The sequence below is a fragment of the Streptomyces sp. NPDC006174 genome (assembly GCF_040614075.1).
In the GTDB taxonomy this organism is placed as follows: Bacteria; Actinomycetota; Actinomycetes; order Streptomycetales; family Streptomycetaceae; genus Streptomyces.
The window spans coordinates 83034-107783 of record NZ_JBEXTJ010000012.1 but is presented as its reverse complement, the minus strand read 5'-3'; the positions used below and the strand labels follow the sequence as shown (position 1 = coordinate 107783).

General features: G+C 71.8%; 31 protein-coding genes, 1 pseudogene and 1 riboswitch. Of the genes and pseudogenes, 18 read left to right on the top strand and 14 right to left on the bottom strand.

Annotated features, from left to right (window positions below; all coding sequences use genetic code 11):
- Positions 1–114: 114 nt before the first annotated feature.
- From ABZ267_RS25700 to ABZ267_RS25670, 7 genes are all read right to left on the bottom strand, one after another.
- On the bottom strand, positions 115–900 hold the full coding sequence (locus tag ABZ267_RS25700; RefSeq protein ID WP_356751081.1) for an urease accessory protein UreD: 786 nt from the start codon (positions 898–900) through the stop codon (positions 115–117).
- Positions 897–1574, bottom strand: a complete 678-nt coding sequence (ureG, locus tag ABZ267_RS25695) for an urease accessory protein UreG (RefSeq protein ID WP_356751083.1) — start codon at positions 1572–1574, stop codon at positions 897–899. Before ureG ends, ABZ267_RS25700 begins: the two co-directional genes overlap by 4 nt.
- 48 nt (positions 1575–1622) lie before the next feature.
- A complete protein-coding gene (locus tag ABZ267_RS25690; protein WP_356751085.1) occupies positions 1623–2285 on the bottom strand; it encodes an urease accessory UreF family protein in 663 nt (220 codons plus the stop codon).
- Positions 2286–2304: 19 nt separating this feature from the next.
- The gene (locus ABZ267_RS25685; RefSeq protein ID WP_356751087.1) at positions 2305–4026 is read right to left on the bottom strand and encodes an urease subunit alpha; all 1722 of its coding nucleotides are present in this window, start codon (positions 4024–4026) and stop codon (positions 2305–2307) included.
- Positions 4019–4330 carry an urease subunit beta gene (locus tag ABZ267_RS25680; protein ID WP_356751089.1) on the bottom strand — a complete coding sequence of 104 codons (312 nt, stop codon included), beginning with the start codon at positions 4328–4330 and terminating at the stop codon, positions 4019–4021. The genes ABZ267_RS25685 and ABZ267_RS25680 overlap by 8 nt, the downstream gene beginning before the upstream one ends.
- 13 nt (positions 4331–4343) lie before the next feature.
- Positions 4344–4646 carry an urease subunit gamma gene (locus tag ABZ267_RS25675; protein ID WP_356751091.1) on the bottom strand — a complete coding sequence of 101 codons (303 nt, stop codon included), beginning with the start codon at positions 4644–4646 and terminating at the stop codon, positions 4344–4346.
- A gap of 139 nt (positions 4647–4785) precedes the next feature.
- Positions 4786–4995 (bottom strand): hypothetical protein, encoded by a 210-nt coding sequence (locus ABZ267_RS25670; RefSeq protein WP_356751093.1) that lies wholly within the window; start codon positions 4993–4995, stop codon positions 4786–4788.
- 92 nt (positions 4996–5087) lie between these two features.
- Here ABZ267_RS25670 and ABZ267_RS25665 point away from each other — a divergent pair.
- A pseudogene (locus tag ABZ267_RS25665) lies at positions 5088–5255 on the top strand (ABC transporter permease); the annotation flags it as partial.
- 73 nt (positions 5256–5328) lie between these two features.
- On the opposite strand, the gene ABZ267_RS25660 reads toward ABZ267_RS25665, so the two are convergent.
- A complete protein-coding gene (locus ABZ267_RS25660) occupies positions 5329–5628 on the bottom strand; it encodes a type II toxin-antitoxin system Phd/YefM family antitoxin (protein WP_356751095.1) in 300 nt (99 codons plus the stop codon).
- Positions 5629–5809: 181 nt separating this feature from the next.
- Here ABZ267_RS25660 and ABZ267_RS25655 point away from each other — a divergent pair, with 181 nt between their 5' ends.
- The 4 genes from ABZ267_RS25655 (at position 5810) to ABZ267_RS25640 (ending at position 8446) form a co-directional block, all read left to right on the top strand.
- Entirely contained in the window at positions 5810–6334 is a 525-nt protein-coding gene (locus ABZ267_RS25655) for an excalibur calcium-binding domain-containing protein (protein WP_356751097.1), read from the top strand.
- Positions 6335–6482: 148 nt separating this feature from the next.
- A complete protein-coding gene (locus ABZ267_RS25650) occupies positions 6483–7118 on the top strand; it encodes an ATP-dependent Clp protease proteolytic subunit (protein ID WP_356751099.1) in 636 nt (211 codons plus the stop codon).
- Positions 7119–7125: 7 nt separating this feature from the next.
- Positions 7126–7431 (top strand): hypothetical protein, encoded by a 306-nt coding sequence (locus ABZ267_RS25645; protein ID WP_356751101.1) that lies wholly within the window; start codon positions 7126–7128, stop codon positions 7429–7431.
- Between the two features lie 353 nt (positions 7432–7784).
- Positions 7785–7972, top strand: a riboswitch (cyclic di-AMP (ydaO/yuaA leader).
- Between the two features lie 3 nt (positions 7973–7975).
- Entirely contained in the window at positions 7976–8446 is a 471-nt protein-coding gene (locus tag ABZ267_RS25640; protein WP_356751103.1) for a C40 family peptidase, read from the top strand.
- A gap of 75 nt (positions 8447–8521) precedes the next feature.
- Here the strand turns inward: ABZ267_RS25640 and ABZ267_RS25635 are convergent, their stop codons facing one another.
- Complete coding sequence (locus tag ABZ267_RS25635) at positions 8522–9199, bottom strand: LysE family translocator (RefSeq protein WP_356751105.1); 678 nt, start codon at positions 9197–9199, stop codon at positions 8522–8524.
- 72 nt (positions 9200–9271) lie between these two features.
- On the opposite strand from ABZ267_RS25635, the gene ABZ267_RS25630 reads away from it, so the two are divergent.
- Complete coding sequence (locus tag ABZ267_RS25630; protein ID WP_356751107.1) at positions 9272–10183, top strand: LysR family transcriptional regulator; 912 nt, start codon at positions 9272–9274, stop codon at positions 10181–10183.
- 28 nt (positions 10184–10211) lie between these two features.
- On the opposite strand, the gene ABZ267_RS25625 is transcribed toward ABZ267_RS25630, so the two are convergent.
- Positions 10212–10643 carry an ATP-binding protein gene (locus ABZ267_RS25625; protein WP_356751109.1) on the bottom strand — a complete coding sequence of 144 codons (432 nt, stop codon included), beginning with the start codon at positions 10641–10643 and terminating at the stop codon, positions 10212–10214.
- A gap of 245 nt (positions 10644–10888) precedes the next feature.
- Between ABZ267_RS25625 and ABZ267_RS25620 the strand changes: the two genes are divergently transcribed.
- Complete coding sequence (locus ABZ267_RS25620; RefSeq protein WP_356751236.1) at positions 10889–11773, top strand: helix-turn-helix transcriptional regulator; 885 nt, start codon at positions 10889–10891, stop codon at positions 11771–11773.
- 37 nt (positions 11774–11810) lie between these two features.
- The gene (locus tag ABZ267_RS25615; RefSeq protein ID WP_356751111.1) at positions 11811–12038 is read left to right on the top strand and encodes a DUF397 domain-containing protein; all 228 of its coding nucleotides are present in this window, start codon (positions 11811–11813) and stop codon (positions 12036–12038) included.
- Here ABZ267_RS25615 and ABZ267_RS25610 read toward each other — a convergent pair.
- The gene (locus ABZ267_RS25610; protein ID WP_356751113.1) at positions 12031–13203 is read right to left on the bottom strand and encodes an 8-amino-7-oxononanoate synthase; all 1173 of its coding nucleotides are present in this window, start codon (positions 13201–13203) and stop codon (positions 12031–12033) included. The two genes, ABZ267_RS25615 and ABZ267_RS25610, sit on opposite strands and share 8 nt — an antisense overlap.
- Before the next feature lie 144 nt (positions 13204–13347).
- On the opposite strand from ABZ267_RS25610, the gene bioB reads away from it, so the two are divergent.
- The 4 genes from bioB to ABZ267_RS25590 all read left to right on the top strand — a co-directional run bounded on the left by bioB (position 13348) and on the right by ABZ267_RS25590 (position 17385).
- Positions 13348–14571: a biotin synthase BioB gene (gene bioB, locus ABZ267_RS25605; protein WP_356751115.1), complete on the top strand. Its 1224-nt coding sequence runs from the start codon at positions 13348–13350 to the stop codon at positions 14569–14571.
- On the top strand, positions 14564–15907 hold the full coding sequence (locus ABZ267_RS25600) for an adenosylmethionine--8-amino-7-oxononanoate transaminase (protein WP_356751117.1): 1344 nt from the start codon (positions 14564–14566) through the stop codon (positions 15905–15907). The genes bioB and ABZ267_RS25600 overlap by 8 nt, the downstream gene beginning before the upstream one ends.
- A 1-nt stretch (position 15908) precedes the next feature.
- Positions 15909–16607, top strand: a complete 699-nt coding sequence (gene bioD, locus ABZ267_RS25595; protein ID WP_356751119.1) for a dethiobiotin synthase — start codon at positions 15909–15911, stop codon at positions 16605–16607.
- 100 nt (positions 16608–16707) lie between these two features.
- A complete protein-coding gene (locus ABZ267_RS25590; RefSeq protein WP_356751121.1) occupies positions 16708–17385 on the top strand; it encodes a class I SAM-dependent methyltransferase in 678 nt (225 codons plus the stop codon).
- A gap of 12 nt (positions 17386–17397) precedes the next feature.
- On the opposite strand, the gene ABZ267_RS25585 is transcribed toward ABZ267_RS25590, so the two are convergent.
- Together ABZ267_RS25585 and ABZ267_RS25580 are read right to left on the bottom strand one after the other, a co-directional pair.
- A complete protein-coding gene (locus ABZ267_RS25585; RefSeq protein WP_356751123.1) occupies positions 17398–17769 on the bottom strand; it encodes a fic family toxin-antitoxin system, toxin component in 372 nt (123 codons plus the stop codon).
- Entirely contained in the window at positions 17766–18023 is a 258-nt protein-coding gene (locus ABZ267_RS25580; RefSeq protein ID WP_356751125.1) for an antitoxin, read from the bottom strand. The genes ABZ267_RS25585 and ABZ267_RS25580 overlap by 4 nt, the downstream gene beginning before the upstream one ends.
- 84 nt (positions 18024–18107) lie before the next feature.
- On the opposite strand from ABZ267_RS25580, the gene ABZ267_RS25575 reads away from it, so the two are divergent.
- The 6 genes from ABZ267_RS25575 to mug all read left to right on the top strand — a co-directional run bounded on the left by ABZ267_RS25575 (position 18108) and on the right by mug (position 24093).
- Positions 18108–18542 (top strand): GNAT family N-acetyltransferase, encoded by a 435-nt coding sequence (locus ABZ267_RS25575; RefSeq protein ID WP_356751127.1) that lies wholly within the window; start codon positions 18108–18110, stop codon positions 18540–18542.
- Positions 18543–18712: 170 nt separating this feature from the next.
- Complete coding sequence (locus ABZ267_RS25570) at positions 18713–20050, top strand: hemolysin family protein (protein WP_356751129.1); 1338 nt, start codon at positions 18713–18715, stop codon at positions 20048–20050.
- Positions 20047–21066, top strand: a complete 1020-nt coding sequence (locus ABZ267_RS25565) for a hemolysin family protein (protein ID WP_356751131.1) — start codon at positions 20047–20049, stop codon at positions 21064–21066. The genes ABZ267_RS25570 and ABZ267_RS25565 overlap by 4 nt, the downstream gene beginning before the upstream one ends.
- A gap of 70 nt (positions 21067–21136) precedes the next feature.
- Complete coding sequence (locus ABZ267_RS25560) at positions 21137–22000, top strand: SGNH/GDSL hydrolase family protein (protein ID WP_356751132.1); 864 nt, start codon at positions 21137–21139, stop codon at positions 21998–22000.
- A 59-nt stretch (positions 22001–22059) separates the two neighbouring features.
- Positions 22060–23502: an adenylosuccinate lyase gene (gene purB / locus ABZ267_RS25555; RefSeq protein ID WP_356751134.1), complete on the top strand. Its 1443-nt coding sequence runs from the start codon at positions 22060–22062 to the stop codon at positions 23500–23502.
- Positions 23503–23541: 39 nt separating this feature from the next.
- Positions 23542–24093 carry a G/U mismatch-specific DNA glycosylase gene (mug, locus tag ABZ267_RS25550; protein WP_356751136.1) on the top strand — a complete coding sequence of 184 codons (552 nt, stop codon included), beginning with the start codon at positions 23542–23544 and terminating at the stop codon, positions 24091–24093.
- Between the two features lie 33 nt (positions 24094–24126).
- Here mug and ABZ267_RS25545 read toward each other — a convergent pair whose 3' ends face one another.
- Positions 24127–24564: a hypothetical protein gene (locus ABZ267_RS25545; protein WP_356751138.1), complete on the bottom strand. Its 438-nt coding sequence runs from the start codon at positions 24562–24564 to the stop codon at positions 24127–24129.
- Positions 24565–24750 lie beyond the last annotated feature (186 nt).

Below are 24750 nucleotides of genomic sequence, written 5' to 3'. Positions count from 1 at the left end.
GTCTCCATCGGAGCGTTCCGGGGATCCTTTCGCCTGTGGGGTTCCTGGGGCCAGGGCGTACACCTGTTTCTTTACCGAACCCATAACCGGTGAAGGAAATCCGCTGAGCGGACTTCAGGAGCTGCTGTCCGCCTTCAGCCCGTCCAGCAGCTCGTGCATCGCCTCGTCCAGGATCGCGCGCAGCAGGCGGGCGTCGGGAGCCACGGCGGTCACCAGGACGGCGGGGCCGGCGAGTGGGGTGAGGGCAGCGGTGGGGCCGAGGAGGCGGGCTCGGAGCGGTGTGTCCTCGAAGGACGGGTCGACCACCAGGAGTTGGCCGACCGCACGGTGGCCGCCGAGGACGGCCGGTCCGTCCCAGCCGCCGGACGCGCCTGGTCCGTAGGCGAGTTGCTGGTCCAGGAGCGGACGGCCCGCGCGGCGGACGGTGAGGCGGGTGGCGAGCGAGCCGGTGGGTTCGCCGTGGCGGCCGAGGATCTGTTCCTCGCGGAGCAACAGGCGTGCGGTGGCGGCCAGTTCGACGCGGTTCGTCTGGTGGAGGTCGCTGCCGCGGGCGGAGACGAGCTGTTCGGGGAGCCAGTGCAAGGTGGCCCGCTCCCCCACGGTCAGGTGGATGTCGTACGTGGACGGGCCGGTGGCCGCCCGAGGGCCCGGGAGCGCGACCGTGGCCGCCGCCGCGTCCACGGTGAGGTGTGCGCCGTCGGCGACCTCGGTGTCGATCGCCAGGCGGTCGCCGTTGAGCGGGGCGCTCATGGCGCCGACGACGGTGACCCGGGCGCGTTCCGGCAGCGGCGAGCGGGTGCGGCGGAGCGCGAGAGGGCCGGCGCTCTCCAGGAGGGGCAGGGCCGTCCCGCCTCGGCCGTCGGACTCGGCGCGGAGGCGGGCGGTGGCGTGGAGGCTCATGCGGTCCAGGCGGCGAGCTGCGCCCGCACCCAGTCCGCGACCGGCCCGACACCCTCGGCGGAGGTCAACGACGTGAAGAGCACGGGGAGTTCGCCGCGCTGCTCTTTGGCGTCGCGGGCCATCCGCTGGAGGTCGGAGCCGACGTACGGTGCGAGGTCGGTCTTGTTGATGACCAGGAGGTCGGCGGTGGTGACGCCGGGGCCGCCCTTGCGCGGGATGTCGTCGCCGCCCGCCACGTCGATGACGAAGACCTGGGCGTCGACAAGACCTTTGGAGAAGGTGGCGGTCAGGTTGTCGCCACCGGACTCGACCAGGATCAGGTCGAGCGGGCCCACCGCGTCCTCCAGGTCCTCGACCGCTTCGAGGTTTACGGAGATGTCGTCGCGGATCGCGGTGTGCGGGCAGGCGCCGGTCTCCACGGCCTGGATGCGCTCGGGCGGCAGGACGGCGTTGCGGAGGAGGAAGGCGGCGTCCTCGCGCGTGTAGATGTCGTTGGTGACGACGGCGATGGAGAGCCGGTCGCGCAGTTCGCGGCAGAGGGCGGCGACGGTGGCCGTCTTGCCGGAGCCGACCGGGCCGCCGAGCCCGATGCGCAGGGCGCGCCGGGTGCCATCGGGGCGGGTGGCGTCGGCGCTGACGGCGGCGGGGGCGTCGTGGGTGTGGCCGAGATGCATGGGGACTCCATTCGGGGTGGTCGGGCAGCCGGCTCGGGGGCCGGCCGGCTAGGACGCGAAGAGGCGGACCGGCCAGGCGGCGTGCGCCTCGGCCGTGATGTCGAGGAGCGGGGCCGAGGCGGCGGGCAGGGCGTCGATGCCTTGGCGTGCGGCCTCGGCGGCCTGTGCGGCCACCCGGTCCAGCTCCGGTGCGAGGCGGGCGAGTACGGCGGTGGCCTGGAAAGGGTCGAGGGAGAGCAGCCGGACCACGGCGGTGGCCGGGCCGCTGACCGTCTCGTACGCGACACAGTGCGCGGCGTCCTCGGGATCCAGCCCGGCCGCTCTCGCGGTGAGACCGAGGACGACGGGCTGGTGGGCGCCGCGCGGCCGGGCCGTGGCGAGCGCGTCGAGTTCGGGGCTCGGCCAGGTGGCGCGGGCGGCCCGCATCAGCTGGCGGCCGAGCTTGCGGGCGGTGGCCCGTAGAGCCGGTGAGGGCGTACGGGCGTCGGCGGCCTCGTCCAGCGCGAGCGGGTCGAGGCCGTGGGCGGCGGCCGCGGCGAGAGCGGCGGCGGTGAGCCCGGTGGTGTGCAGGCGGCCCCGGCAGAAGGCGGCGAGGTCGTCGGCGTCACGGATGCGGCCTTGAGTGACGGCCGGTTCGGCGCCGCCGGAGTGGGCGTGGCCACCGGCGGGGAACCGGCCGTCGGCGAGGACGAGCAGAGCTGCGCGTGACATGGCTGGAGGTCCGCCCGGCTCAGAAGAGGAAGTAACGCTGGGCCATGGGCAGTTCCGCCGCCGGTGCGGGCTCGACCGGTTCGCCGTCGATGGTGACGGCGAAGCTGTCGGGGTCGACGTGGACGTGCGGCATCGCGTCGTTCTCCCGCATGTCCGCCTTGGTGACCCCGCGCGTGCTGGTGATCGGCGTGAACTCCTTCTCCAGGCTCAGCCGTTCGGGCAGGCCGTCCGCGATCGCCGTCTCGGTGACGAAGTTGAAGGAGCCACGCGCGGCCGCCCGGCCCAGCGCGCCGAACATCGGCCGTGGGAGGACCGGTTGAGGCGTCGGGATGGAGGCGTTGGCGTCGCCCATCTGCGCGTACGCGATCTGGCCGCCCTTGATGACGGTCTGCGGCTTCACGCCGAAGAACGCCGGGTCCCAGAGCACGAGGTCGGCGAGCTTTCCGCTCTCCACCGAGCCGATCTCGCGGTCCAGGCCCTGCGCGACCGCCGGGTTGATGGTGTATTTGGCGACATAGCGACGGACCCGGCGGTTGTCGGCCCGTCCGTCGCCGGCCAGGGCTCCGCGCCGCTTCTTCATGACGTGGGCGGTCTGCCAGGTCCGCAGGATCACCTCGCCGATCCGGCCCATCGCCTGGGAGTCCGAGGAGATGATCGAGATGGCGCCGAGGTCGTGGAGGATGTCCTCGGCCGCGATGGTGGAGGGCCGGATACGGGACTCCGCGAAGGCGAGGTCCTCGGGGACGGCCGGGTTGAGGTGGTGGCAGACCATCAGCATGTCGAGGTGTTCCTCGATGGTGTTGACGGTGTGCGGCCGGGTCGGATTGGTCGAGCTGGGCAGGACGTACGGCTCCGAGACCACCGTGATGATGTCGGGCGCGTGCCCACCGCCCGCGCCCTCGGTGTGGTACGCGTGGATGGTGCGTCCGGCGATGGCGGCGAGGGTGTCCGCGACGAAGCCGGCCTCGTTGAGCGTGTCGGTGTGGATGGCGAGCTGGGCGCCGGTCTCCTCGCAGACGGTGAGGCAGGCGTCGATGGCGGCCGGAGTGGCGCCCCAGTCCTCGTGGATCTTGAACCCCAGTGCTCCGCCGCGCAGTTGGGAGTACATGGCGTCGCGGGACGTGGTGTTGCCCTTGCCGAGCAGCCCGATGTTGACCGGGAAGGTCTCCAGCGCCTCGAACATCCGGGCCAGGTGCCAGGGACCGGGTGTGATGGTGGTGGCCTTGGTGCCTTCGGCGGGTCCGGTGCCGCCGCCGACGAGCGTGGTGATGCCGCTGGAGAGCGCCTGGTCGATGAGGGTCGGTGAGATGAAGTGGACGTGCGCGTCGACCGCTCCGGCCGTCAGGAACTTGCCGTTGCCCGCGATGATCTCGGTCTCCGGGCCGATCACCAGGTCGGGGTGGACGCCGTCCATGGTGTCCGGGTTGCCGGCCTTGCCGATGCCGGTGATGCGGCCGCCGCGGATGCCGATGTCGGCCTTGACGATGCCCCAGTGGTCGATGACGACCGCGCCGGTGATGACGGTGTCCGGCGCGCCTTCGGCCCGGGTGGTGCGGGCCTGGCCCATGGACTCGCGGATCACCTTGCCGCCACCGAAGACCGCCTCGTCGCCCGCGCGTCCGGGGCCGCCGGAGCGGTCCTCCTCGATCTGGACGAAGAGGTCGGTGTCGGCGAGGCGGATCCGGTCGCCGGTGGTGGGCCCGAAGAGGTCCGCGTACACGGCCCTGTTGAGATCAGGCATCGAGGGCACCTCCGGTCTCGCCGCGCAGGCCGGGGACGATGCGGCGCCCGGCGAGAGGGACGAGCTCGACGTCGACGGGAATGCCGGGCTCGAAGCGGACCGCCGTACCGGCCGCGATGTGGAGCCGCAGTCCGTGCGCGGCCGCCCGGTCGAAGTGCAGCCCGGGGTTGGCCTCGGCGAAGTGGTAGTGGGAGCCGACCTGGACGGGACGGTCGGCGGCGTTGAGGACGGTGAGGCGGGTGACGGGACGCCCCTCGTTGAGGGCGATGCCTCCGTCCCCGTACAGGATCTCTCCGGGAATCATCGGCGCGGCCCCGTCAGACGATCGGGTCGTGGACGGTGACGAGCTTCGTGCCGTCCGGGAAGGTGGCCTCGACCTGGACGTCGTGCAGCATCTCCGGGATGCCCTCCATGACCTCGTCCCGGGTGAGCAGCTTGCGGCCGGACGCCATGAGTTCGGAGACCGTACGGCCGTCCCGGGCGCCTTCCAGCAGGTGGGCGGTGATGAGGGCGACGACCTCGGGGTGGTTGAGCTTCAGCCCACGTGCCCGGCGCTTGTCGGCCACGTCGGCGGCCACATGGATGAGCAGGCGTTCCTGCTCGTGCGGGGTCAGTTGCACGCTTCCACCTCATCGTCTACCGCCCGGTACCGGCCTCCGGGCGCAGCGGGACCCTATCCCCGTTCAACAGTTCGTTGAACGGGGAATCCGGCTCCCGCGACCAGGTATTGCACGTTAGGGCGGAAGTTTTTCCGTTGCGTTAACTGGCCTTTTGCGGGCTCATGGACATCGACCCGCGCAGGCCGCTCTCCAGCACCTCGTGGTGTACGTCTCCGAAGAGCGCCTCCTGCACGATGAAGCCCTGGACTGCGGCGATCATCGTGCGCGCCACGTGGCCGGCCGCCACGTCGCCGCTCAGGATCCCGGCGTGCCGGTAGGCCTCGATCAGTGTGGTCCATGCGACGCGCATCGTGGCGTAAGCGCCGTCCAGCTGTGCGGCGAGTCGCCTGCCGCGCGGCGTCTCGGACCGGAGCTGTACGGCGAGGCGGCGAAGTTCTCCGCGCCTTCGAGGTATGCCGCTTCACCGACGAGGCGGCGGCGCGGGAAGCGGTGAAGGGCCGGGTCGTATACGGAGCGGTTGCCGCCGGACCGGAAGGCCCGTATGCGCTCACCGCGACGGCCACGAGCCCTGTCCTCGCCCAGCCGCCGCGTGAGGCGGTGACGGCGGCGGAGGACGGGTGCCCGTGCGGCTGTCACCGTGCTGGAGCCAAGCCGATCCGACTTCAACCGCCCCGGCCGGGCATCAGGCGCCCGAGCCGCCCTGCCCACGATGCTCGGCGGCGATCCCGAACCGCTGCCGGTCGCTGGAGGCGGGAGCCGAGGCGGCGGAGCCGATCGACGAGACCGAGCTGATCACCTGCTCCTCGACCACGGCCTCCTTCTCTTCGAGCCCTTCGAGCCGTTCCAGGTCGGCGGCGGACACCAGCGCGACGAGCGGTTTGCCGTGGCGCGTCACGACCACCCGCTCACCGCCGTAGACGACGCGGTTGATCAGGTCGGCGAGCTCCGCCCGTGCTTGCGTCACCGGAATCTCGTAAGCCATGGCCCCAGCTTAAGGCGCGCGCACAACTACGACGGGGCCGTGCGGCATCCGTTCAACCCGGTCCCCTGACCATTACCTCCTCGCGCTTTGGTCACAACTCCATCACCAACGGAACATCCTCCTCCTGCGAGTGCGTCCGGCTCACTAGCGTCATTCCTCCACGAACTTCCTTGGGGGGAAGATGAATTGGAACGACCCGCAGCACCCGTCGCGGCAGTCGGACTGGGGACAAGGCGCCAACGTGCCGCCGCCGGGCCCGCCGAGTCCGACGTCCGGGCCGCGCTGGGCCCGTAAGCGTGTCGTCCTTCCCGCCGCCGGTGTGCTGTTCCTGCTCGGCATCGGGATCGGCGCCACCGGCGAGGAGCCGGAGACCGTGCGGACGGCGGCGGTGAAGGCCGAGCCGGGGCCGACGGTGACCGTCACCGTGACGGAGACGGCGAAGGTCACGGTGACGGCGAGCCCGGAACCGGCCCCCACGGTCACGAAGATCAAGAAGGTACGGGTGACCGTCACCGCTCCTCCGCCGGAGCCCGCCGCCGAGGCGCCCGACCCGGTCTACGACGAGGACGACGACTCCGCCGGCGGCTCCACGTACTACAAGAACTGCACGGCCGTCCGTGCCGCGGGGGCCGCGCCCATCAGACAAGGCGACCCCGGGTACGCCTCCCACCTCGACCGCGACGGCGACGGAGTCGGCTGCGAGTAGCAGTCCACCGCCCGCTCCTGGATCCCGCGAACACGGAAGCCCCTCTCCTCCTCTGTACGTCCTGTACATTTTTGACGGAGCGTGAGCGTAGGGCCGCACCTGCGCTGCTCCTTGCGTTCCGTCACGCGCCCAGGAGAGGGGCTCCGCCATGATCCGACCCGACGCCCGTCACGTACTTCCCGAGTTCACCGAGCGCACCGCGACCGGAACCCGCACCCAGGACCCGTACTCCAAGCTCCTGTCCGAGCGGATCGTCCTCCTCGGAAGCCCGATCGACGACACCGCGGCGAGCGATCTGATCGCGCAGCTCATGTACCTGGAGCACGCGGAGCCGGACCGGCCGCTGGCCCTCTACATCAACTGTCCCGGCGGCTCGTTCGCGGCGATGGCGGCGGTCTACGACACGATGCGGTACCTGACGTGCGAGGTGGAGACCTTCTGCCTCGGGCAGGCCGGCTCCTACGCGGCCGCTCTGCTGGCCGCCGGAGCTCCCGGGCGGCGACATGCTCTGCCCGGCGCGCGGGTAGTCATTGAGCGACCCGCACGGGCCGAGCCGCTGCGGGGCCAGCCGTCCGACCTGGAGATCCACGCGCGCGAACTGGTGCGCACCCGCGAGCTGTTCACTCAGATGCTGGTCCGGCACACAGGCCGGACCGCCGAGCGGGTCACCGCCGACGTCGAGCGCGACACCATCCTCGACGCGGAGGCCGCTCGCGCCTACGGGCTGGTGGACCACGTCGTGGAGAACCGCGCGCTCTCCCAGCCGCCGCACGACGTGAGGTGACCCGCCGATGGAGCCGCCAAAGTTCCCGCCGCTGCCCGCACTGACCCGCGCCGAGGGCGAGTTCATCGACTGTTACCTGGCGGTCCTCGACCAGGTGGGACGCATCAACCCGGCGCGCGGCAGCGACACCTACAGCGCACTGCGGGCCGCGCAGGCCCTGGCCTCCGGAGCGGCGGCCCTGCGCGACGCGCTGGCCCTGATGCACGAGCGCGGTGAGCGGCAGATCCACGCGGCGACGCTCGCGCGGGCCCTGCGGGTGCTGGACGGCGAGCGGCGGGCAGGCAGGGTCACCATGCCGCCGGCTCCGAACTGAGCCGCCACGCGCGCCGGGAGCGCATTACGGGAGCGGGCCGGTCGACCTGGCGTGCGACACGCCCGGTTCCGCGACCGATTTTCCTCGCTCGTTCGGCGTAGGCGATCACCCGCGCGAGCGACGTCCCAACTTGCGCTCGACGCACGGGTCGTACTCGAAATCCACCCTTTCGTCGCTGGTACGAGGGTGTGCGCCGGGCTCGCCAGCGGGCGCGAATGCCTCCTGTCCACCTGAATGGATCAGTGGTGAGGAGACTCACAAATCGCCGTTTCAGCTCGGAAATCCGGCACTTCGTGAGTCAAGATCCCTGGGACGACAAGCCCCCGCCACCGCGGCGGGGCGGTCCGGGTGGACGCCGAGTCCTGCCGCCTCCCGGATGACTGGTCGACAAGGAGTGGATCGGCAGGAGTGGAGGACCCGAGCACAACGGGCCGACCGGGAGACCGGTAAGCCCTCGGGGTGAAGCCGCATCGCGCGGCCGGGCAACTTCGCCAGCCCGAACCCGACAGGTCATCCTTCACAGGCGGCTGACGAAGGGTTGCGCATGTCTGCGCAGGTTCATGTCCCGTCTCTGTTCGCCCGGGTCGGTACGGCTTCCGTACTCACCTTCGCCGTGACGTCCGCGATGCTGGCGCCCGGCCTCGTCAACGACGCCGAGGCCGCCACCCATTCGACGAAGGCGCTCAAGATCGCCGCGTCGAAGAAGGGTGCTCCCTACAAGTACGGAGCAGCAGGTCCCAGCCGGTTCGACTGCTCGGGACTGACTCTCTACTCGTTCAAGAAGGCCGGGAAAAAACTTCCCCGCACCGCACAGCAGCAGTACAACAAGACCCGCCATATCTCGAAGTCGCAGCGCAAACTCGGTGACCTGGTCTTCTTCCATTCCGGGCGCAGCGTCTACCACGTGGGCATCTACGCCGGAGGCGGCAAGATCTGGCACTCCCCCAAATCCGGGGACGTGGTCCGCAAGGCGAAAATCTGGTCCAAGAGCGTCTGGTACGGACGGGTCCGCTGACCCACCGACCGGACGCTCTTCCCTTGCGGCCGCACTCTTCTCCTCCGCGGGCGGCACGGGCCCCCTCTGCGCACCTCAGCGCAGGAGGGGCCCGGCCACCAGCGCCAGTCCCAGTCCGGTGAGCGCCACGCCGCTGCCGCCCTCGATCGCCCGGGCGGTACGCGGCCGGCGCAGCCACCGTCCCAGCCGGTCCACGAGCAGGGCGAGGGCCGGGAACCACACCAGGGCGAGAGCGACGACCAGGGCGGCGAGCAGCAGGGTCCTGGGCAGCGGCGGCTGCCCGGCCGGGACGAACTGCGGCAGCAGGCTGAGGAAGAGGACCGGCGCCTTGGGATTGAGCGCGTTGGTCAGGAAGCCCTGCCGCAGCGCGCGCCCGAACCCTTCGCGTACCGGCTGTTCCGGTCCGCCGCCGGACGCCTCGGGCCCCTCAGACGGCACCTGGTCCGGCGTGCGGCTCTCCTCGGCGACCCGGCGCCGGATCGCGTACAGCGCGCTGATCCCGAGGTGGAGCACGTACGCGCCGCCGAGCAGCTGGACCGTGCGGAACAGTACCGGCATCGTCAGCAGCACCGCCGCGAGGCCGGCCACGGCGAGCGCGGTATGGATGAGCAGTCCTCCGGCGATACCGAGCGCGGTGGCCAGACCGGCGGTGCGCGAGGCCAGAGCGTTGCGTACGACGACGGTGAAGTCGGCTCCGGGCAGCGCGACCATCCCGGCGGCGACCCCGGTGAAGGCGATCAGTTGTGCGTCCATGGGTCCAGCGTGGACCGGCGGAGCCTTTAGCGTGTACTTGGAATCTTCTGGGTCTGCCTAAAGGAACGCTTCATGTACGACCCGACGCGGCTCACCGCGCTGGTGGCGGTCGCCGAGACCGGATCGATCACCCGGGCCGCCGCCCACCTGGGCTACACCGCGCCCGCACTCTCCCAGCAGCTGGCCAAACTGGAGCGGGAGGCCGGCGCGACGCTGCTGGTGCGCCACCATCGCGGCGCGCGGCTGACGGCCGCCGGTGAGCTGTTGGCGGGCCGGGCGCGGCGGGTGCTGGACGAGCTGGAACAGGCGCGGCACGAGCTGGCGCAGCTGGCCGGGCTGTCGGGCGGCAGGCTGCGGGTCGGGACGTTCACGACGGCCGGGGTGCATCTGCTGCCGCCGGTCCTGAGCGCGTTCCGGCGGGCCCATCCGGATGTGGAGCTGGCCGTCACCGAGTGCGAGCCGCCGGACGGCGTCGCGGCGGTCACCGCCGGCGAGGTGGACCTGGCGCTGACCCACACGTACGAGCCGGCGGTGGCCGACCCGCCGCCCGTCGGGGTCACCGTCGAGCCGCTGCTGGTCGAGGAGCTGGTACTGGCGACGGCGGTCGGCCACCGGCTCTCCGAAGGCACCGGGCGGCTGCCGGTCGCCGAGCTGGCGGGCCGGCCGCTGATCAGCAGCGCTCCGGCCCATCCGCCCCGGCGCGGGGTGGAGAGCGCGCTGGCGGCGGCGGGCGCCGCACCGGCGGTGGTGTGCGAGTCGCCCGGCTACGCGCTGGTGTGCGCGCTGGTCAGTGCGGGGCTCGGGGTGGCGGTGGTGCCGGAGATGGTGGCGTCGCTGTCGGCCACGCCGCTGGCGGTCCGGCGGCTGGAGCCCGCGGAGTTCCGCCGGACCATCTCCGTGGTGCACCGCGGCGACCGGGCGACCGCGGCGGCGGCGACGCTGCTGGCCCTGCTGCGCAGCGGGTTCGGCCGGGCGGCGGCCTGAACTCCGCCGTCCCGCCCGCGCCCGGCTCTCAGCCCTGGACCGGTACCGCCCACGGCAGCGCGATCCAGACTGTCTTGCCGCCCTCGGCCGTCGGGACGACCGTCAGCCGGCCGCCGTACTCCTTGGCCAGTGCCCGGATGATCACCATGCCGCGCCCGTTGTCCTGCCGTACGGCGGCGGGCAGCCGCTGAGGCCACCGAGGGTGACTGTCCGTCACGCCGAGGCGTAGTTCCTCGTCGCGTTCGAGGCGCAGATCCACGGTGAAGGTGGGCGACTGGCCGAACGTGTGCTGGACCGCGTTGGTCGTCAGTTCGGAGATGATCAGCCGGACGGTGTCGGCCAGCTCCGTCTCCTCCGAGAGGCCCCATTCGGCCAACGTCCTGGCCACATATCTACGAGCCGAGGAGACCGAGACCGGATCGCTCGGCAGGGTGACGGTTGCTTCCTGATGGTCTGCCATGGCGACGCCGTCCCTTTCGCGCCCCGGCCGACCCGCGGTCGGCCGGGATTGTGCTTCGCGCCAGACTGCCACTGTTGAAGCTCGCTGTAACGACGTTCGACCAAGATATGCATATATCTGTCGCTCGAAGCGGTGAATTCGGGTCCCGCACCACCCGGACGACGGGCACACTGACCCCCTTGCGGGGCCGGACCGTGCGATGCGTGACGGTTCCGTTCCGTTCCGCACAGCGCGAGGAGACCCGGATGCAGCACGGCCCCGTCGTCCGACGACGGAAGCTCGGCGAGGAGTTACGGAACCTGCGCCACGGCTCCGGACTGACCAGCCGGGACGCGGCGCACCTGCTCGGCTGGCACCAGTCGAAGGTGAGCCGTATCGAGACCGGCGCGAGCGGGGTCACGCCCGGCGATGTGACGCGCCTGCTCGACCTCTACGCGGTGCGCGACGCGCAGTTGCGCGCGCTGCTCGAAGTGCTGGCGGGTTCGGCGGGCGGCGGAGGCGCGGGGTGGTGGCACGCGTACCGCGGGCTGATCCCGCCGCAGTACCGCGACTTCATCAGCCTGGAGTCCCAGGCCGATACGGTGCGGACCCTGGAGACCTCGGTGGTGCCGGGCCTCCTTCAGACGGCCGGCTACGCGCGGGCGGTGACCCGGGCCTCGCTCGACGGCCTGCCGGCGGACGATCTCGACTCGCTGGTCGAGGTGCGGCTGACCCGTCAGCGCGTGCTGCGCGCGAAGCCGCCGCTGCGCTTCACCGCCGTACTGGACGAGGCGGTGCTGCACCGGGAGGTGGGCGGGCCCGAGGTGATGCGGGACCAGCTGGACCATCTGGCACAGGTGGCTCAACTCCCCCACGTACAGCTCCAGTTGCTGCCGTTCTCGGTCGGCGGGTACGTCGGGCTCACTTCGCCTTTCGTCATCTTCTCCTTTCCGAACATTTCTGATCTGGATGTGGTTGTTCTCGACCACTTGACGAGTAGCCTCTATCTGGAGCGGAAAGAAGACCTCGACGCGTACAGCTCGGCCTTCCGCACCTTGCAGACACACGCACTGCCGCCGGACCACTCGCTGGAGCTCATCGCCGCGATCCGCCGCGGCTTTCGCCGGCACGCTGATCCGGCGATCCGCTGACCCGACAGGACGTCCGACTCTGCCCGAGGGGGGCACCATGTCCGACCGTCTCGTACCTCACACGGAGCCGCTCAGGTGGCGCCGCAGCAGCCGCTCCACCGGAATGAACAACTGCGTGGAGACCGCGCGGCTGTACGGCCCCGAGCCCGGCGGCGCGCTCCTCGCCGTACGCGACTCCAAGGACGTGGAGCGGCCGCCACTGCGCTTCTCCGCGACGGTCTGGACCACCTTCGTGGCCGGGCTGGAGCCGGGCCTCCTCAGTTGAGCGGAACGCCGGCCTCCCGAGGAGCGGTGGCGACGACCGTGGCCACCGCGGCGCCGATCTGCTCCTCGGTCAGGTCGGCCCGCGCGGTGAGGCGCAGCCGCGAGATGCCGTCCGGCACGGACGGCGGCCGGAAGCATCCGACCGCCACGCCGGCCGCACGGCAGTCGGCGGCCCACCGCACCGCCGCGTCGGCGGAAGGTGCCCGTACGGAGACGACCGCCGCGTCCGGGCGGACCGCCGTCAGCCCGGCGGCGGTGAGCCGCCCGTACAGCGCGGCCGCCACCTCCCGGGCCCTGGCCGCGCGTTCCGGTTCCCGGCGCAGCAGCCGCAGCGCGCCGAGCGCGCCGCCCGCCGCCGCCGGGGCGAGGCCGGTGTCGAAGATGAACGTACGGGCCGTGTTGACCAGGTGGTCGATGACCCGGGCCGGTCCGAGGACCGCGCCGCCCTGGCTGCCAAGCGACTTGGAGAGGGTCAGCGTGGCGACGGTGCCCGCGCCGCCCGCCAGGCCGGCGGCGGCGAGTGCGCCGCGTCCGCCGTCGCCGAGGACGCCGAGGCCGTGCGCGTCGTCCACGACGAGGGCCGCGTTGGCGGCGCGGCAGACCTCGGCCAGCGCGGCGAGCGGTGCCGCGTCTCCGTCCACCGAGAAGACCGAGTCGGTGACCGCGAGCGCCCGTCCGTCGTGAGCCTGGAGCGCCTTGGCGACGGCGTCCGGATCGGCGTGCGGGACGACGGCGGTCTCCGCGCGGGAGAGTCGGCAGCCGTCGACGATGGAGGCGTGGTTACCGGCGTCGGAGACGATCAGCGAACCGCGCCCGCTCAGCGCGGTCAGCGCCGCCAGGTTGGCCGCGTAGCCGGAGGAGAGGACGAGGGCCGCCTCGAAGCCGCAGAAGTCGGCGAGTTCCCGTTCGAGTTCGGTGTGCAGTGCGGTGGTGCCGGTGACCAGCCGGGAACCCGTCGCGCCCGCGCCCCAGCGGTGCGCGGCACCGGCCGCCGCGGCGGTGACCTCGGGGTGGCGGGTGAGGCCCAGGTAGTCGTTGCTCGCGAGGTCGAGGAGCTCGGCCTCCGCACTCCTCGGGCGCAGGGCCCGGACGAGTCCGGCGGCGGCCCGGCGGCGGGCCTCGTCGTCGATCCAGTCGAATGGGGAGGAGGGCGGAGCGAAGGACATGAGGTGGTCCCTTTTGTAGGCAGCTCACAGACCCTAGCGGGGTGCGCAGCAGGTCAGGGTGTGGCAATACACACACCCTCCCCCGCGTCTCCTGTCTGGTTCCTCCTTGGCTGGAGGCGGTGCGGTACGCCAGGATCATCTTTCATGGACCTGCTGAACACGCTGGTGGACAAGGGGCTGCGGCGCGAACTGCCGACCCGCGAAGAAGCGCTCGCCGTGCTGGCGACCTCCGACGACGACCTGCTCGACGTGGTGGCCGCCGCCGGCAAGGTACGCCGCCAGTGGTTCGGGCGGCGCGTCAAACTCAACTACCTGGTCAACCTGAAGTCCGGGCTCTGCCCCGAGGACTGCTCGTACTGCTCGCAGCGGCTCGGCTCCAAGGCCGGGATCCTCAAGTACACCTGGCTGAAGCCGGACGAGGCGTCGAAGGCGGCCGCCGCCGGAGTGGCGGGCGGGGCCAAGCGGGTCTGCCTGGTGGCGAGCGGACGCGGGCCGACCGACCGGGACGTCGACCGGGTCACCAAGACCATCGAGGCGATCAAGGAGCAGAACGACGGCGTGGAGGTCTGCGCCTGTCTCGGTCTGCTCTCCGACGGACAGGCCGACCGGCTGCGTTCGGCGGGCGCCGACGCGTACAACCACAACCTCAACACGTCCGAGGAGACGTACGGGGCGATCACGACCACCCACACGTACGCGGACCGGGTGGAGACCGTCCAGCAGGCCCAGGCGGCCGGGCTCTCGGCGTGTTCCGGGCTGATCGCCGGGATGGGCGAGAGCGACAAGGACCTGGTCGACGTCGTCTTCGCGCTGCGCGACCTGGACCCGGACTCGGTGCCGGTCAACTTCCTGATCCCGTTCGAAGGCACGCCGCTCGCCAAGGAGTGGAACCTGACCCCGCAGCGCTGCCTGCGGATCCTCGCCATGGTCCGCTTCGTCTGCCCGGACGTGGAGGTCCGGCTCGCGGGCGGGCGTGAGGTGCATCTGCGCTCGATGCAGCCGCTGGCGCTGCACCTGGTGAACTCGATCTTCCTCGGCGACTACCTGACCAGCGAGGGCCAGGCGGGCCAGGCCGACCTGGACATGATCGCGGACGCCGGTTTCGAGGTGGAGGGCCAGGGCACGACGACGCTGCCGCGCCACCGGGCCGACGCGCTCGCCGGCGGGTGCGGTTCGCATGAGACGTCCGGTGCCGCCGGTTGTGGTTCGCATGAAGGGTCCGGTGGCGGCTGCGGGCCGTGCGGTGGTCATGCGGCCGTCGGAGGCGGCGAGGAGAGCACTTTGGCCGCGGAGACAACCGGCGCGCGTACGGATCTGGTGGCGGTCCGCCGCCGCGGTGCGGGGACGGATCTCGCGCCCAATGCCTGAGCCGTACGACCCCGGACTCCGCCGGCCCGCCGAGCCGAAACCGTACGCTCCCGACGAGCTGCGGGCACTGGACCGCGCGCACGTCTGGCACCCCTACGGTCCGATGCCGGGCCGGCAGGAGCCGCTGGTCGTGGAGTCGGCCTCCGGTGTACGGCTCCGTCTCGCCGAACCCGTCGACGGGCAGCGCGAGTTGGTGGACGGCATGTCGTCCTGGTGGTCGGCGGTGCACGGCTACAACCACCCGGTCCTCAACGAGGCCGCGCGCGGCCAGCTGGACCGGATGAGCCATGTGATGTTCGGCGGGCTCACCCATGAGCCCGCCGTCCGGCTGGCGACCCGGCTGGTGGAGATCACGCCGGAGCCGCTCCAGCACGTGTTCCTCGCCGACTCGGGGTCCGTGTCGGTCGAGGTCGCGGTCAAGATGTGCCTGCAGTACTGGCGTTCGGCCGGCCGTCCGGAGAAGCGGCGGCTGCTGACCTGGCGCGGCGGCTACCACGGTGACACCTGGCAGCCGATGTCGGTGTGCGACCCGGACGGCGGGATGCACGAGCTGTGGTCGGGCGCCCTGCCCCGCCAGGTCTTCGCCGACGCCCCGCCGGACGGTTTCGACGCGGAGCCGGACCCCGCCTACGTGACCCATCTGCGGGAGCTGATCGCCGCGCACGCCCACGAGTTGGCGGCCGTCATCGTGGAACCGGTGGTGCAAGGGGCCGGCGGGATGCGGTTCCACTCGCCCGCCTATCTGCGGGTGCTGCGCGAGGCGTGCGACGAGCTGGACGTGCTGCTGGTGTTCGACGAGATCGCGACCGGCTTCGGGCGGACCGGCAAACTGTTCGCCGCCGCGCATGCCGGTGTCTCGCCGGATGTCATGTGCGTCGGCAAGGCGCTGACCGGCGGTTATCTCACAATGGCGGCGACGCTCTGCACCTCGCGGGTGGCCGAAGGGATCTCGCGCGGCGAGGTGCCGGTGCTGGCGCACGGCCCGACGTTCATGGGCAACCCGCTGGCCGCCGCGATCGCCTCGGCCTCGGTGGACCTGCTGCTCGGGCAGGACTGGGAGGGCGAGGTAACGCGGATCGGCGCGGGGCTGCGCTCCGGTCTGGCGGCCGCGTCGGAGATCCCCGGCGTCGTGGACGTACGCGTCCTCGGGGCGATCGGCGTCGTCCAGCTCGACCACGAGGTGGACATGGCGGCGGCGACCCGGGCGGCCGTGCGCGAGGGCGTGTGGCTGCGGCCGTTCCGCGATCTCGTGTACACGATGCCGTCGTACGTCACCGGGGACGACGACGTACGACGGATCTGCCGAGCCGTGTGCGCCGCGGCACGGGAGGGCTGACATGGCGACGATCCTTGTGGTGACCGGCACGGGCACCGAGATCGGCAAGACCGTGGTGACCGCCGCGGTGGCGGCCGCCGCGCGTGGGCGCCGGGTCGCGGTGCTGAAGCCCGCGCAGACCGGGCTCGCGCCCGGGGAGCCGGGAGACGCGGCGGAGGTGGCGCGGCTGGCCGGCGGCCATGTGACCGCGGTCGAACTGGCCCGATTCCCCGAGCCGTTGGCACCGGCGACGGCCGCTCGGCGGGCCGGGCTCGCGCCGGTGCGGCCGCACGAGGTGGCCGAGGCGGCGGAGAAGCTGGCCACCGAGCATGACCTGGTGCTGGTGGAGGGAGCCGGCGGGCTGCTCGTCCGGTTCGACGACGAGGGCGCCACGCTGGCGGACGCGGCACGGCTGCTGTCCGCACCGGTGCTGGTGGTGGCGCCGGCGGGGCTGGGCACGTTGAACGCCACCGCTCTGACGGCCGAGGCGCTGCGGGCCCGTGGGCTGGAGTGCCGGGGCGTGGTGGTCGGCAGCATGCCGGAGCGGCCGGACCTGGCCTCCCGGTGCAACATCGAGGACCTCCCGGTGGTGGCGGGCGCACCGCTGCTGGGAGCCGTGCCGGCCGGTGCGGGAGCGCTGTCGGGCGGCGACTTCGCGGCGCGGGCGGGCGGTTGGCTGGCGCCGGAGCTCGGCGGGACATGGACCGTGCCGTCGCTGTGAGGCGGAGGTGCCGTACGGACATGCCTGGACCCGTCCGTACGGGGGAGAATCGATGAGGAGAGCCGCCTCGTCCTCTCCCTCACGCTCACGGAGGTCCGTCATGCAGCTGCGCAACGGGAAGCTCCCGCGCGACGCCGTGCACCACCCGGTCTTCGCCCGCTTCTACGCCCGGATGAGCGTGACGGCCGACCTCAAGGGCGGCGTCGCCGCGTACCGCGAGGAGCTGCTGGCGGGGCTCTCCGGCCGGGTCATCGAGATCGGTGCGGGGAACGGGCTGAACTTCGCGCACTATCCGGGAGCCGTCTCGGAGGTCGTGGCGCTGGAGCCGGAGCGCTCGCTGCGGCAGCTCGCCGTCCGCGCCGGGCTGCGCGCCGAGGTGCCGGTGGACGTCGTACCGGGAGCGGCCGAGGCGCTGCCGGCCAAGAGCGAGGCGTTCGACGCGGCGGTGGCCTCACTGGTCCTGTGCACCGTACGGGATCTGCCGAAGGCGCTCGCCGAGATCCGGCGGGTCCTTCGCCCGGGCGGCGAGCTGCGGTTCTTCGAACACGGACTGGCACCGGGCAGGGCGCTGGCGGCCGCACAGCGCACGGCGGACCGGACGGTGTGGCCGCTCCTCTTCGGCGGCTGTCATACGGCCCGGGAGCCGCTGGCCGCGATCGAGGCGGCGGGCTTCGAGCTGGGGACGTACAGAAGGCTGCGGATCCCGGAGAAGGGTGTGCGGTTCCCGTCGTCGCCGTGTGTGCTGGGCGTGGCCCGTAAGCCGTTCACAGTGGAGTGACCGCGCCGCGTCTCATACGCTCCACCGGCGCAGCTCGTCCGCGATGGCCCGCACGTCCGCCTTGCCCTGCTTGACCAGGAGGGCCAGATCGCGGACCTGCTCGGGTGAGGTGATGACCTTCAGGCCGGAGGCGACGAGATAGCCGTACGCGACGGCCGAGGCGAACATCGCGTTGGAGCGTTCCAGGGCGGGCACGTGGAGCAGCAGCTGCAACAGGGCCGCCGCGCGCGTGTGCGGGTCGCTGTAGACGGCGCTGCCGAAGATCTCCGCCTCGTGGCGGGCGACCGCGGCGACGAGCGCGCCCCAGTCGACGACCTGCGGGTCACCGGGCGTCTTGTGCTCGGCGACCATGAGCAGCCAGGAGAGGTCGATGCGCAGGTTCAACGGGTGCCTTCGTGCTGAGTGCCTTCGCGCCGAGGACCTTCGCCCTCCGGGCCGAACTCCTCGGCGAAGACCGACTCGTACTGCTTCATGAAGTCGGCGGCGGCCTCGACGAAGGTGTGTCCCACCTCGCCGGCGTCCTGTTTGACCAGCTCCTCTATATAGCGGTTCACGCTCATCCCCCTCTGGAGCGCGCGCTGCCGCGCGGCCTCGGCGGTGGCCTCGTCCACTCGGACGTTCAGCTGAGTCTTGGGCACCCTTCCAAGCTAGCGCGGGTGCGCTAGCACCGGCAAGAGGAGGTCCGGGAAAGCGGTCGACTTCCCGGGCCGGCGGGTGGTGGGATGGCCGCCATGGACGATCTTTCGCTCCGGCCGGCGACCTCGGCCGATCTGGACCAGGTCCTCGCGTTCTGGAAGGTGGCCGCGGAGGGCACCAGCATCAGCGACGACGGGGACGGGGTCGCACGCCTGGTGGAACGGGACCCTGAGGCGTTGATCCTCGCGGAGCGGGACGGAACGCTGGTGGGCACGGTGATCGCGGGCTTCGACGGCTGGCGCTGCCATCTCTACCGGCTCGCGGTCCATCCGGAGCAGCGGCGTGCAGGTGTGGGCGGCGCGCTTCTCGCGGCGGCGGAGGAACGGTTCGCCGCGCTCGGCGGACGGCGCGCCGACGCCATGGTGCTGGACCGCAACGAGCCGGCACACCACGCCTGGCGCGCGGCCGGGTACGGGCATCAGCCGCAGTGGAGCCGCTGGGTGAAGCCACTCGCGGACTGACCCGGTAGGACACGGCACCGGTGGGCAGACGCCTACGATGACATGCCCCTCCCGTCACCTCCTGCCGAAAGGTGTGAGAGTCCGTCCATGGGCGAGCCTCCCGGTAGCCGCATCCGCCGACATCGCGCGATCCCGCCGACCCTGCCCGATCATGGGACGGAGGTGAACCGATGATCGAAGTGCTTCTGCTGTTCGTCGCCCTGCTGCTCTGTGTCGCGTGCGGTGCCTTCGTCGCGGCGGAGTTCTCGCTGACCACGGTGGAGCGCGGGGAGCTGGAACGGGCCGCCGAGCGCGGTGACCGTGGTGCCGGGAGCGCTCTGAAGGCCGTACGGAGCCTGACCTTCCAGCTCTCCGGCGCGCAGCTCGGGATCACCGTCACCAACCTGGTGATCGGCATGCTCTCCGAGCCGTCGATCGCCAAGCTTATCCGCAGCCCGGTGGAGGCCGCCGGGATGCCGCCCGCCGCGGCGTCCACGCTGGCGCTCGTCATCGGTACGGCCCTGTCCACGGTGGTGCTGATGGTGGTCGGCGAGCTGGTGCCGAAGAACTGGGCGATCTCCTCGCCGCTCTCCGTGGCCAAGGCGGTCGCCACACCGCAGCGGATGTTCACCGCCGTGTTCCGGCCCTTCATCAGCCACCTCAACAACACGGCCAACCGGATCGTGCGCCGCTTCGGCCTGGAGCCGACCGAGGAGCTGGCCTCAGCCCGCAGTCCGCAGGAGCTGGTCGCGCTGGCGCGGCACTCCGCGAAGGAGGGCGCGCTGGAGGCGGACACCGCCGAACTCTTCGTACGGACCCTGAATCTGGCGCAGCTGACCGCGGAGAACGTGATGACGCCTCGAGTCCAGGTGACCGCGCTGGAGATGCGGGCGACGGCCGAGGACGTGGCCAACGCTACCCGCGCCACCGGCCTCTCCCGCTTCCCGGTCTACCGCGGCAGCCTGGACACGGTGGTCGGCGTCGCCCACATCAAGGACGTGCTGGCGGTCCCGGCCGACGAGCGTCCCCGCAAACGGGTGTCGGAGATGCTGCGTGAGCCTCTTCTCGTACCGGAGACGCTCACCGTCGACCGGCTGCTGGACCAGCTGTCCGGCAAGCTCGCGATGGCGGTGGTGATCGATGAGTACGGCGGTACGGCCGGGGTCGTGACGCTGGAGGACATCGTGGAGGAGGTCGTCGGCGAGGTCCGCGACGAGCACGATCCGCATGAGACGCCCGATCTGGCGGCCGCCGGTGAGGACGCCGACGGCCGCACGCTGTGGTCGGCCGACGGCGCGGCCCGCACCGACCAGCTGAGCCGGATCGGGCTGCGGGTGCCGGACGGGCCGTACGAGACGCTGGCCGGGCTGATCGCCGCCGAGCTCGGACGGATCCCGACGGTGGACGACACCGTCGAGCTGTCGGGGTGGCGGATCGACGTGGTGGACGCCACGGGCCGGCGGGCCGCGCGGGCGCTGCTGCACGCGCCGCTGCCCGGTGCCGAGGAGCAGGCGGAGGAGGGCCGGTGATCGTTCTTCAGCTCTTCATCGGTCTGCTGACCCTGGTGGTCAACGCCTTCTTCGTGGGCGCCGAGTTCGCCCTGATCTCCGTACGCCGCAGCCAGATCGAGCCGCAGGCCGAGGCCGGCGACCGGCGGGCCCGCAGCGTCATCTGGGGTCTTGAGCATGTGTCGGCGCTGCTGGCCGCCGCCCAGCTCGGCATCACGCTCTGCACCCTGGTGCTGGGCATCGTGGCCGAGCCCGCCATCGCCCATCTGCTGGAGCCGGTCTTCGACGCGGTGGGGGTGCCGCACGGGCTGGTGCACCCGCTCTCCTTCGTGATCGCGCTGAGCGTGGCGACCTATCTGCACATGCTACTGGGCGAGATGGTGCCGAAGAACATCGCGCTGGCCGAACCGGCGCGCAGCGCGCTGCTCCTGGGGCCGCCGCTGGTCGCGGTGGCCCGGGCGCTGCGTCCGGTGATCTTCGCGATCAACGCCTTCGCCAACGCCCTGCTCAAGCTCCTGCGGGTGGAGACGAAGGACGAGGTCTCCGCGACGTTCTCGGACGACGAACTGGCTCGGCTGGTGAAGGACGCCGGGGACGCGGGGCTGGTCGACGACCGCTCCGCGGAGCGGCTGCGGCACGCCCTGGAGCTGGGGCGGCGTCCGGTACGGGATGTGGTCATGCCGGTGGACCGGGTGCTGTACGCCCGGGTCGGCACCACGCCCGAGGAGCTGGAGCGGCTCTCGCACGTGTCCGGCTTCTCGCGGTTCCCGGTGATGGACAGCGAGGGCCGCATCCTGGGCTACCTCCATGTGAAGGACGCCCTGGACGCGACGCCTCGGAACGCGCCGTTCCCGGTCACGGCTCTGCGGCCGATCGCCCGGGTCCGCGCGGCGACCCCGCTGGACGACGTACTGACCGCGCTGCGGCGCAGCCGGACGCATCTCGCGGCGGTGCTCGACGAGGGCGACCGGCTGGTCGGCATGGTCACGATGGAGGACGTGCTGCGTGAGCTGGTGGGCAGGGCTCAGTCCCGCTGAACGCCAGGCGCGATGGCTCTCCGTACCGCCCGGACGGTACGGAGAGTCGCCACGGTAGAATCGGCGGGCCATGGAATTGAATGCCTCCTACACCAGTCTCGTCGCGGTCGGCGACTCCTTCACCGAGGGCATGTCGGATCTGCTCCCCGACGGCACGTACCGGGGCTGGGCCGATGTCCTCGCCTCCCGGCTCGCGTCCCGCTCCCCCGGATTCCGGTACGCCAACCTCGCGGTGCGCGGCAAGCTCATCAGCCAGATCGTCGACGAGCAGGTGGGCGCGGCGGCGGCGATGCAGGCCGATGTGGTGACGCTCGTCGGCGGGCTGAACGACACGCTCCGCCCGAAGTGCGACATGGGCATGGTCAGGGGCCGGCTGGAAGAGGCCGTGGAGCGGCTCGCTCCGTCCTGCAAGCAGCTGGTGCTGATGCGCAGCCCGGGCCGCAGCGGGCCGGTGTTCGACCGGTTCCGGCCTCGGATGGAGGCGCTGTTCGCTCTGATCGACGACCTCGCGGCCCGGCACGGTGCCTCGGTGGTCGATCTCTACTCCGCGCCCTCGCTCAGCGACCCGCGCATGTGGGACGCCGACCGGCTGCACCTCGCCGCCGAAGGGCACCGGCGGGTGGCGGAGGCGGTCTGGCAGACGCTGGGCCTGCCGCCGGAGCTCGACTGGCAGGCGCCGGCCCCCGCCTCTCTGCCGCCGCGTTGGGCGAACCGGCGCGCCGACGACATCCGCTTCGCCCGCCGCCACCTCGGGCCGTGGATCGGCCGCCGGCTCACGGGCCGGTCCTCGGGAGACGGCCGCTGGGGCGCGCAGTTCGACGCCGGGACGGCCTCGGCCTTCTGGATCACGCCCGCGGACGGCGAGACCCCGGGCCCGGTGGCGGGCTGGCGCAGGTTCTCCTCCGAGGAGGGCCCGGCCTCCGCCTCTTCGTAGCAAGCCACAAAGAGGCCCGCGGCGCTGGCCTGCAGAAACCGACAGTAGAATCCCTTTACGTGACTGCTGTGTCTGCGAAGCCTCGCATCCCCAATGTCCTGGCCGGCCGCTACGCCTCCACGGAGCTGGCCGTCCTCTGGTCCCCCGAGCAGAAGGTGAAGCTGGAGCGTCAGCTGTGGCTGGCGGTGCTGCGCGCTCAGAAGGACCTCGGGATCGAGGTGCCGGACGGAGCACTGGCCGATTACGAGCGGGTGCTCGACCAGGTCGACCTGGCGTCGATCGCCGAGCGCGAGAAGATCACCCGGCATGACGTGAAGGCCCGGATCGAGGAGTTCAACGACCTCGCGGGTCATGAGCAGGTCCACAAGGGCATGACCTCCCGGGACCTCACGGAGAACGTCGAGCAGCTGCAGATCCGCCTCTCGCTGGAGCTGATGCGCGACCGTACCGTGGCCGTGCTGGCCCGGCTCGGCAAGCTCGCTGCGGAGTACGGCGAGCTGGTCATCGCCGGTCGCTCGCACAACGTGGCCGCGCAGGCGACGACGCTCGGCAAGCGGTTCGCGACCGCGGCCGACGAGCTGCTGGTGGCCTACGGCCGGCTGGAGGACCTCCTCTCCCGCTACCCGCTGCGCGGGATCAAGGGCCCGGTCGGTACGGCGCAGGACATGCTGGACCTGCTGGGCGGTGACGCGGCCAAGCTCGGCGACCTGGAACAGCGCATCGCCGCACACCTCGGCTTCGCCGAGGCGTTCACCTCGGTCGGCCAGGTCTACCCGCGCTCTCTCGACTACGACGTGGTGACCGCTCTGGTCCAGCTCGCCGCGGCGCCCTCGTCGGTGGCGAAGACGATCCGGCTGATGGCCGGACACGAGCTGGTGACCGAGGGCTTCAAGCCGGGTCAGGTCGGCTCGTCCGCGATGCCGCACAAGATGAACACGCGCTCCTGCGAGCGGGTCAACGGTCTGATGGTGATCCTGCGGGGCTATGCCTCGATGACCGGTGAGCTGGCGGGCGACCAGTGGAACGAGGGCGATGTGTCCTGTTCCGTGGTCCGCCGGGTGGCGCTGCCGGACGCGTTCTTCGCGTTCGACGGTCTGCTGGAGACCTTCCTGACGGTGCTGGACGAGTTCGGCGCCTTCCCCGCCGTCGTGGCGCGTGAGCTGGACCGTTACCTGCCGTTCCTGGCGACCACCAAGGTCCTCATGGGCGCGGTACGGGCCGGGGTCGGCCGCGAGCTGGCCCACGAGGCGATCAAGGAGAACGCGGTCGCCTCCGCACTGGCGATGCGGGAGCGGGGTGCTGAGCGCAACGAGCTGCTCGACAAGCTGGCCGCCGACGAGCGCATCCCGCTCGACCGTGCGCAGCTGGACGCGCTGATGGCCGACAAGCTCTCGTTCACAGGGGCGGCGGGCGACCAGGTGGCGGCGCTGGTGTCCCGGATCGAGGAGATCACCAAGCAGCACCCGCAGGCCGCTGCGTACACTCCCGGCTCGATCCTCTGACCGGCACCGCGTCCACGGCATGACCCGCAGGTTCACCGCATGACGCCGGAAGAGCTGAGCGCCGCCCGCGACCGCATCGTCCCCGATGTGGCCGCGGGCGGTCTGCGCGTGCTCTTCTGCGGGATCAATCCGAGCCTGATGACCGCGACCACGGGCCACCACTTCGCGCATCCCGGCAACCGGTTCTGGCCGGTCCTCCACCGCTCGGGCTTCACGCCTCGTCAGTTCCTGCCCGCGGAACAGGCGGAGCTGCTGCCTCTCGGCCTCGGCATCACCAATGTGGTCGCCCGGGCGACGGCTCGCGCGGACGAACTCGGCGCGGACGAGTTCCGGAAAGGCGGAGCGGCTCTGACCGAGCGGGTCGAGCGGCTGGCGCCGGCGTGGCTCGCGGTCGTCGGCATCACCGCCTACCGCACGGCCTTCGGCGAGCCCCGCGCGCGGATCGGCCGCCAGGAGCGCACGATCGGCGGTGCCCAGGTGTGGGCGCTGCCCAACCCCAGTGGCCTCAACGCGCATTGGACGGTCGACACGATGGCCGAGGAGTACGCCCGTCTGCGCGAAGCCGTACGTGCGCCGGACCTCTCCGGCTGATCCCTGACCGTACGCCGGTTCCGGACGTCCAGGTCAAGGCGGGTCGACGACCGTCACCAGCACCGTCAGCTCGCAGCCCGGGCCGCCGTCCTCCAGGACCAGCCCGATCGCGACCCACCGCTCCTCGACCTGCCACAGCCGGACGAACTCGCATCCGGCCACCGGGTCCGCCCAGGGTTCCGGTATCACCTCGCCCGCCAGCATCCGCTCCTGCGCGCTCCACAGGCTCACCAGCTGCGGTTCGCCCCAGCGGGCGGTGAGGAGCGTGAGCAGCGCGTCGTGCTCCGCCAGGCACTGGGCCCGGTGCTCCGGGCCGACTTGCTCGTCGTCATCCCACGGTTCGTGGTCGGTGCGCAGGAATGTCGTGTGGTAGCCGGGTCCGCTGACTCCCGAGCCCGACGGCGTACGCGCCCGGGGGAACTCCCTGGTGCGCATCCCGTCGATGAGGCGGAGATGGTGTGCGGTCGTCATACCGTCAGTAAACCGTCCGCCACCGACAGCCGTTGCCCTGCCCCCGGCATCGCGCAGGCCCTTGCGGAGACCGTGCGAGCCGTGCGCCTGCTCCGGTTGGTGGCCCGAAGTCTGTCGTACGCGGAGGTCGTCGCCGGGCCGTCCGCCGGCGCCGGGAAGGCGAAGCCCTATGTCAGTTCGATTCTT

What these genes read in the sequence shown, in the direction of transcription:
- ABZ267_RS25700 (WP_356751081.1), bottom strand. Translation starts at nt 900, where the DNA reads ATGAGCCTCCACGCCACCGCCCGCCTCCGCGCCGAGTCCGACGGCCGA.
- ureG (WP_356751083.1), bottom strand. Translation starts at nt 1,574, where the DNA reads ATGCATCTCGGCCACACCCACGACGCCCCCGCCGCCGTCAGCGCCGAC.
- ABZ267_RS25690 (WP_356751085.1), bottom strand. Translation starts at nt 2,285, where the DNA reads ATGTCACGCGCAGCTCTGCTCGTCCTCGCCGACGGCCGGTTCCCCGCC.
- ABZ267_RS25685 (WP_356751087.1), bottom strand. Translation starts at nt 4,026, where the DNA reads ATGCCTGATCTCAACAGGGCCGTGTACGCGGACCTCTTCGGGCCCACC.
- ABZ267_RS25680 (WP_356751089.1), bottom strand. Translation starts at nt 4,330, where the DNA reads ATGATTCCCGGAGAGATCCTGTACGGGGACGGAGGCATCGCCCTCAAC.
- ABZ267_RS25670 (WP_356751093.1), bottom strand. Translation starts at nt 4,995, where the DNA reads ATGCGCGTCGCATGGACCACACTGATCGAGGCCTACCGGCACGCCGGG.
- ABZ267_RS25660 (WP_356751095.1), bottom strand. Translation starts at nt 5,628, where the DNA reads ATGGCTTACGAGATTCCGGTGACGCAAGCACGGGCGGAGCTCGCCGAC.
- ABZ267_RS25655 (WP_356751097.1), top strand. Translation starts at nt 5,810, where the DNA reads ATGAATTGGAACGACCCGCAGCACCCGTCGCGGCAGTCGGACTGGGGA.
- ABZ267_RS25650 (WP_356751099.1), top strand. Translation starts at nt 6,483, where the DNA reads ATGATCCGACCCGACGCCCGTCACGTACTTCCCGAGTTCACCGAGCGC.
- ABZ267_RS25645 (WP_356751101.1), top strand. Translation starts at nt 7,126, where the DNA reads ATGGAGCCGCCAAAGTTCCCGCCGCTGCCCGCACTGACCCGCGCCGAG.
- ABZ267_RS25640 (WP_356751103.1), top strand. Translation starts at nt 7,976, where the DNA reads ATGTCTGCGCAGGTTCATGTCCCGTCTCTGTTCGCCCGGGTCGGTACG.
- ABZ267_RS25635 (WP_356751105.1), bottom strand. Translation starts at nt 9,199, where the DNA reads ATGGACGCACAACTGATCGCCTTCACCGGGGTCGCCGCCGGGATGGTC.
- ABZ267_RS25630 (WP_356751107.1), top strand. Translation starts at nt 9,272, where the DNA reads ATGTACGACCCGACGCGGCTCACCGCGCTGGTGGCGGTCGCCGAGACC.
- ABZ267_RS25625 (WP_356751109.1), bottom strand. Translation starts at nt 10,643, where the DNA reads ATGGCAGACCATCAGGAAGCAACCGTCACCCTGCCGAGCGATCCGGTC.
- ABZ267_RS25620 (WP_356751236.1), top strand. Translation starts at nt 10,889, where the DNA reads ATGCAGCACGGCCCCGTCGTCCGACGACGGAAGCTCGGCGAGGAGTTA.
- ABZ267_RS25615 (WP_356751111.1), top strand. Translation starts at nt 11,811, where the DNA reads ATGTCCGACCGTCTCGTACCTCACACGGAGCCGCTCAGGTGGCGCCGC.
- ABZ267_RS25610 (WP_356751113.1), bottom strand. Translation starts at nt 13,203, where the DNA reads ATGTCCTTCGCTCCGCCCTCCTCCCCATTCGACTGGATCGACGACGAG.
- bioB (WP_356751115.1), top strand. Translation starts at nt 13,348, where the DNA reads ATGGACCTGCTGAACACGCTGGTGGACAAGGGGCTGCGGCGCGAACTG.
- ABZ267_RS25600 (WP_356751117.1), top strand. Translation starts at nt 14,564, where the DNA reads ATGCCTGAGCCGTACGACCCCGGACTCCGCCGGCCCGCCGAGCCGAAA.
- bioD (WP_356751119.1), top strand. Translation starts at nt 15,909, where the DNA reads ATGGCGACGATCCTTGTGGTGACCGGCACGGGCACCGAGATCGGCAAG.
- ABZ267_RS25590 (WP_356751121.1), top strand. Translation starts at nt 16,708, where the DNA reads ATGCAGCTGCGCAACGGGAAGCTCCCGCGCGACGCCGTGCACCACCCG.
- ABZ267_RS25575 (WP_356751127.1), top strand. Translation starts at nt 18,108, where the DNA reads ATGGCCGCCATGGACGATCTTTCGCTCCGGCCGGCGACCTCGGCCGAT.
- ABZ267_RS25570 (WP_356751129.1), top strand. Translation starts at nt 18,713, where the DNA reads ATGATCGAAGTGCTTCTGCTGTTCGTCGCCCTGCTGCTCTGTGTCGCG.
- ABZ267_RS25560 (WP_356751132.1), top strand. Translation starts at nt 21,137, where the DNA reads ATGGAATTGAATGCCTCCTACACCAGTCTCGTCGCGGTCGGCGACTCC.
- mug (WP_356751136.1), top strand. Translation starts at nt 23,542, where the DNA reads ATGACGCCGGAAGAGCTGAGCGCCGCCCGCGACCGCATCGTCCCCGAT.
- ABZ267_RS25545 (WP_356751138.1), bottom strand. Translation starts at nt 24,564, where the DNA reads ATGACGACCGCACACCATCTCCGCCTCATCGACGGGATGCGCACCAGG.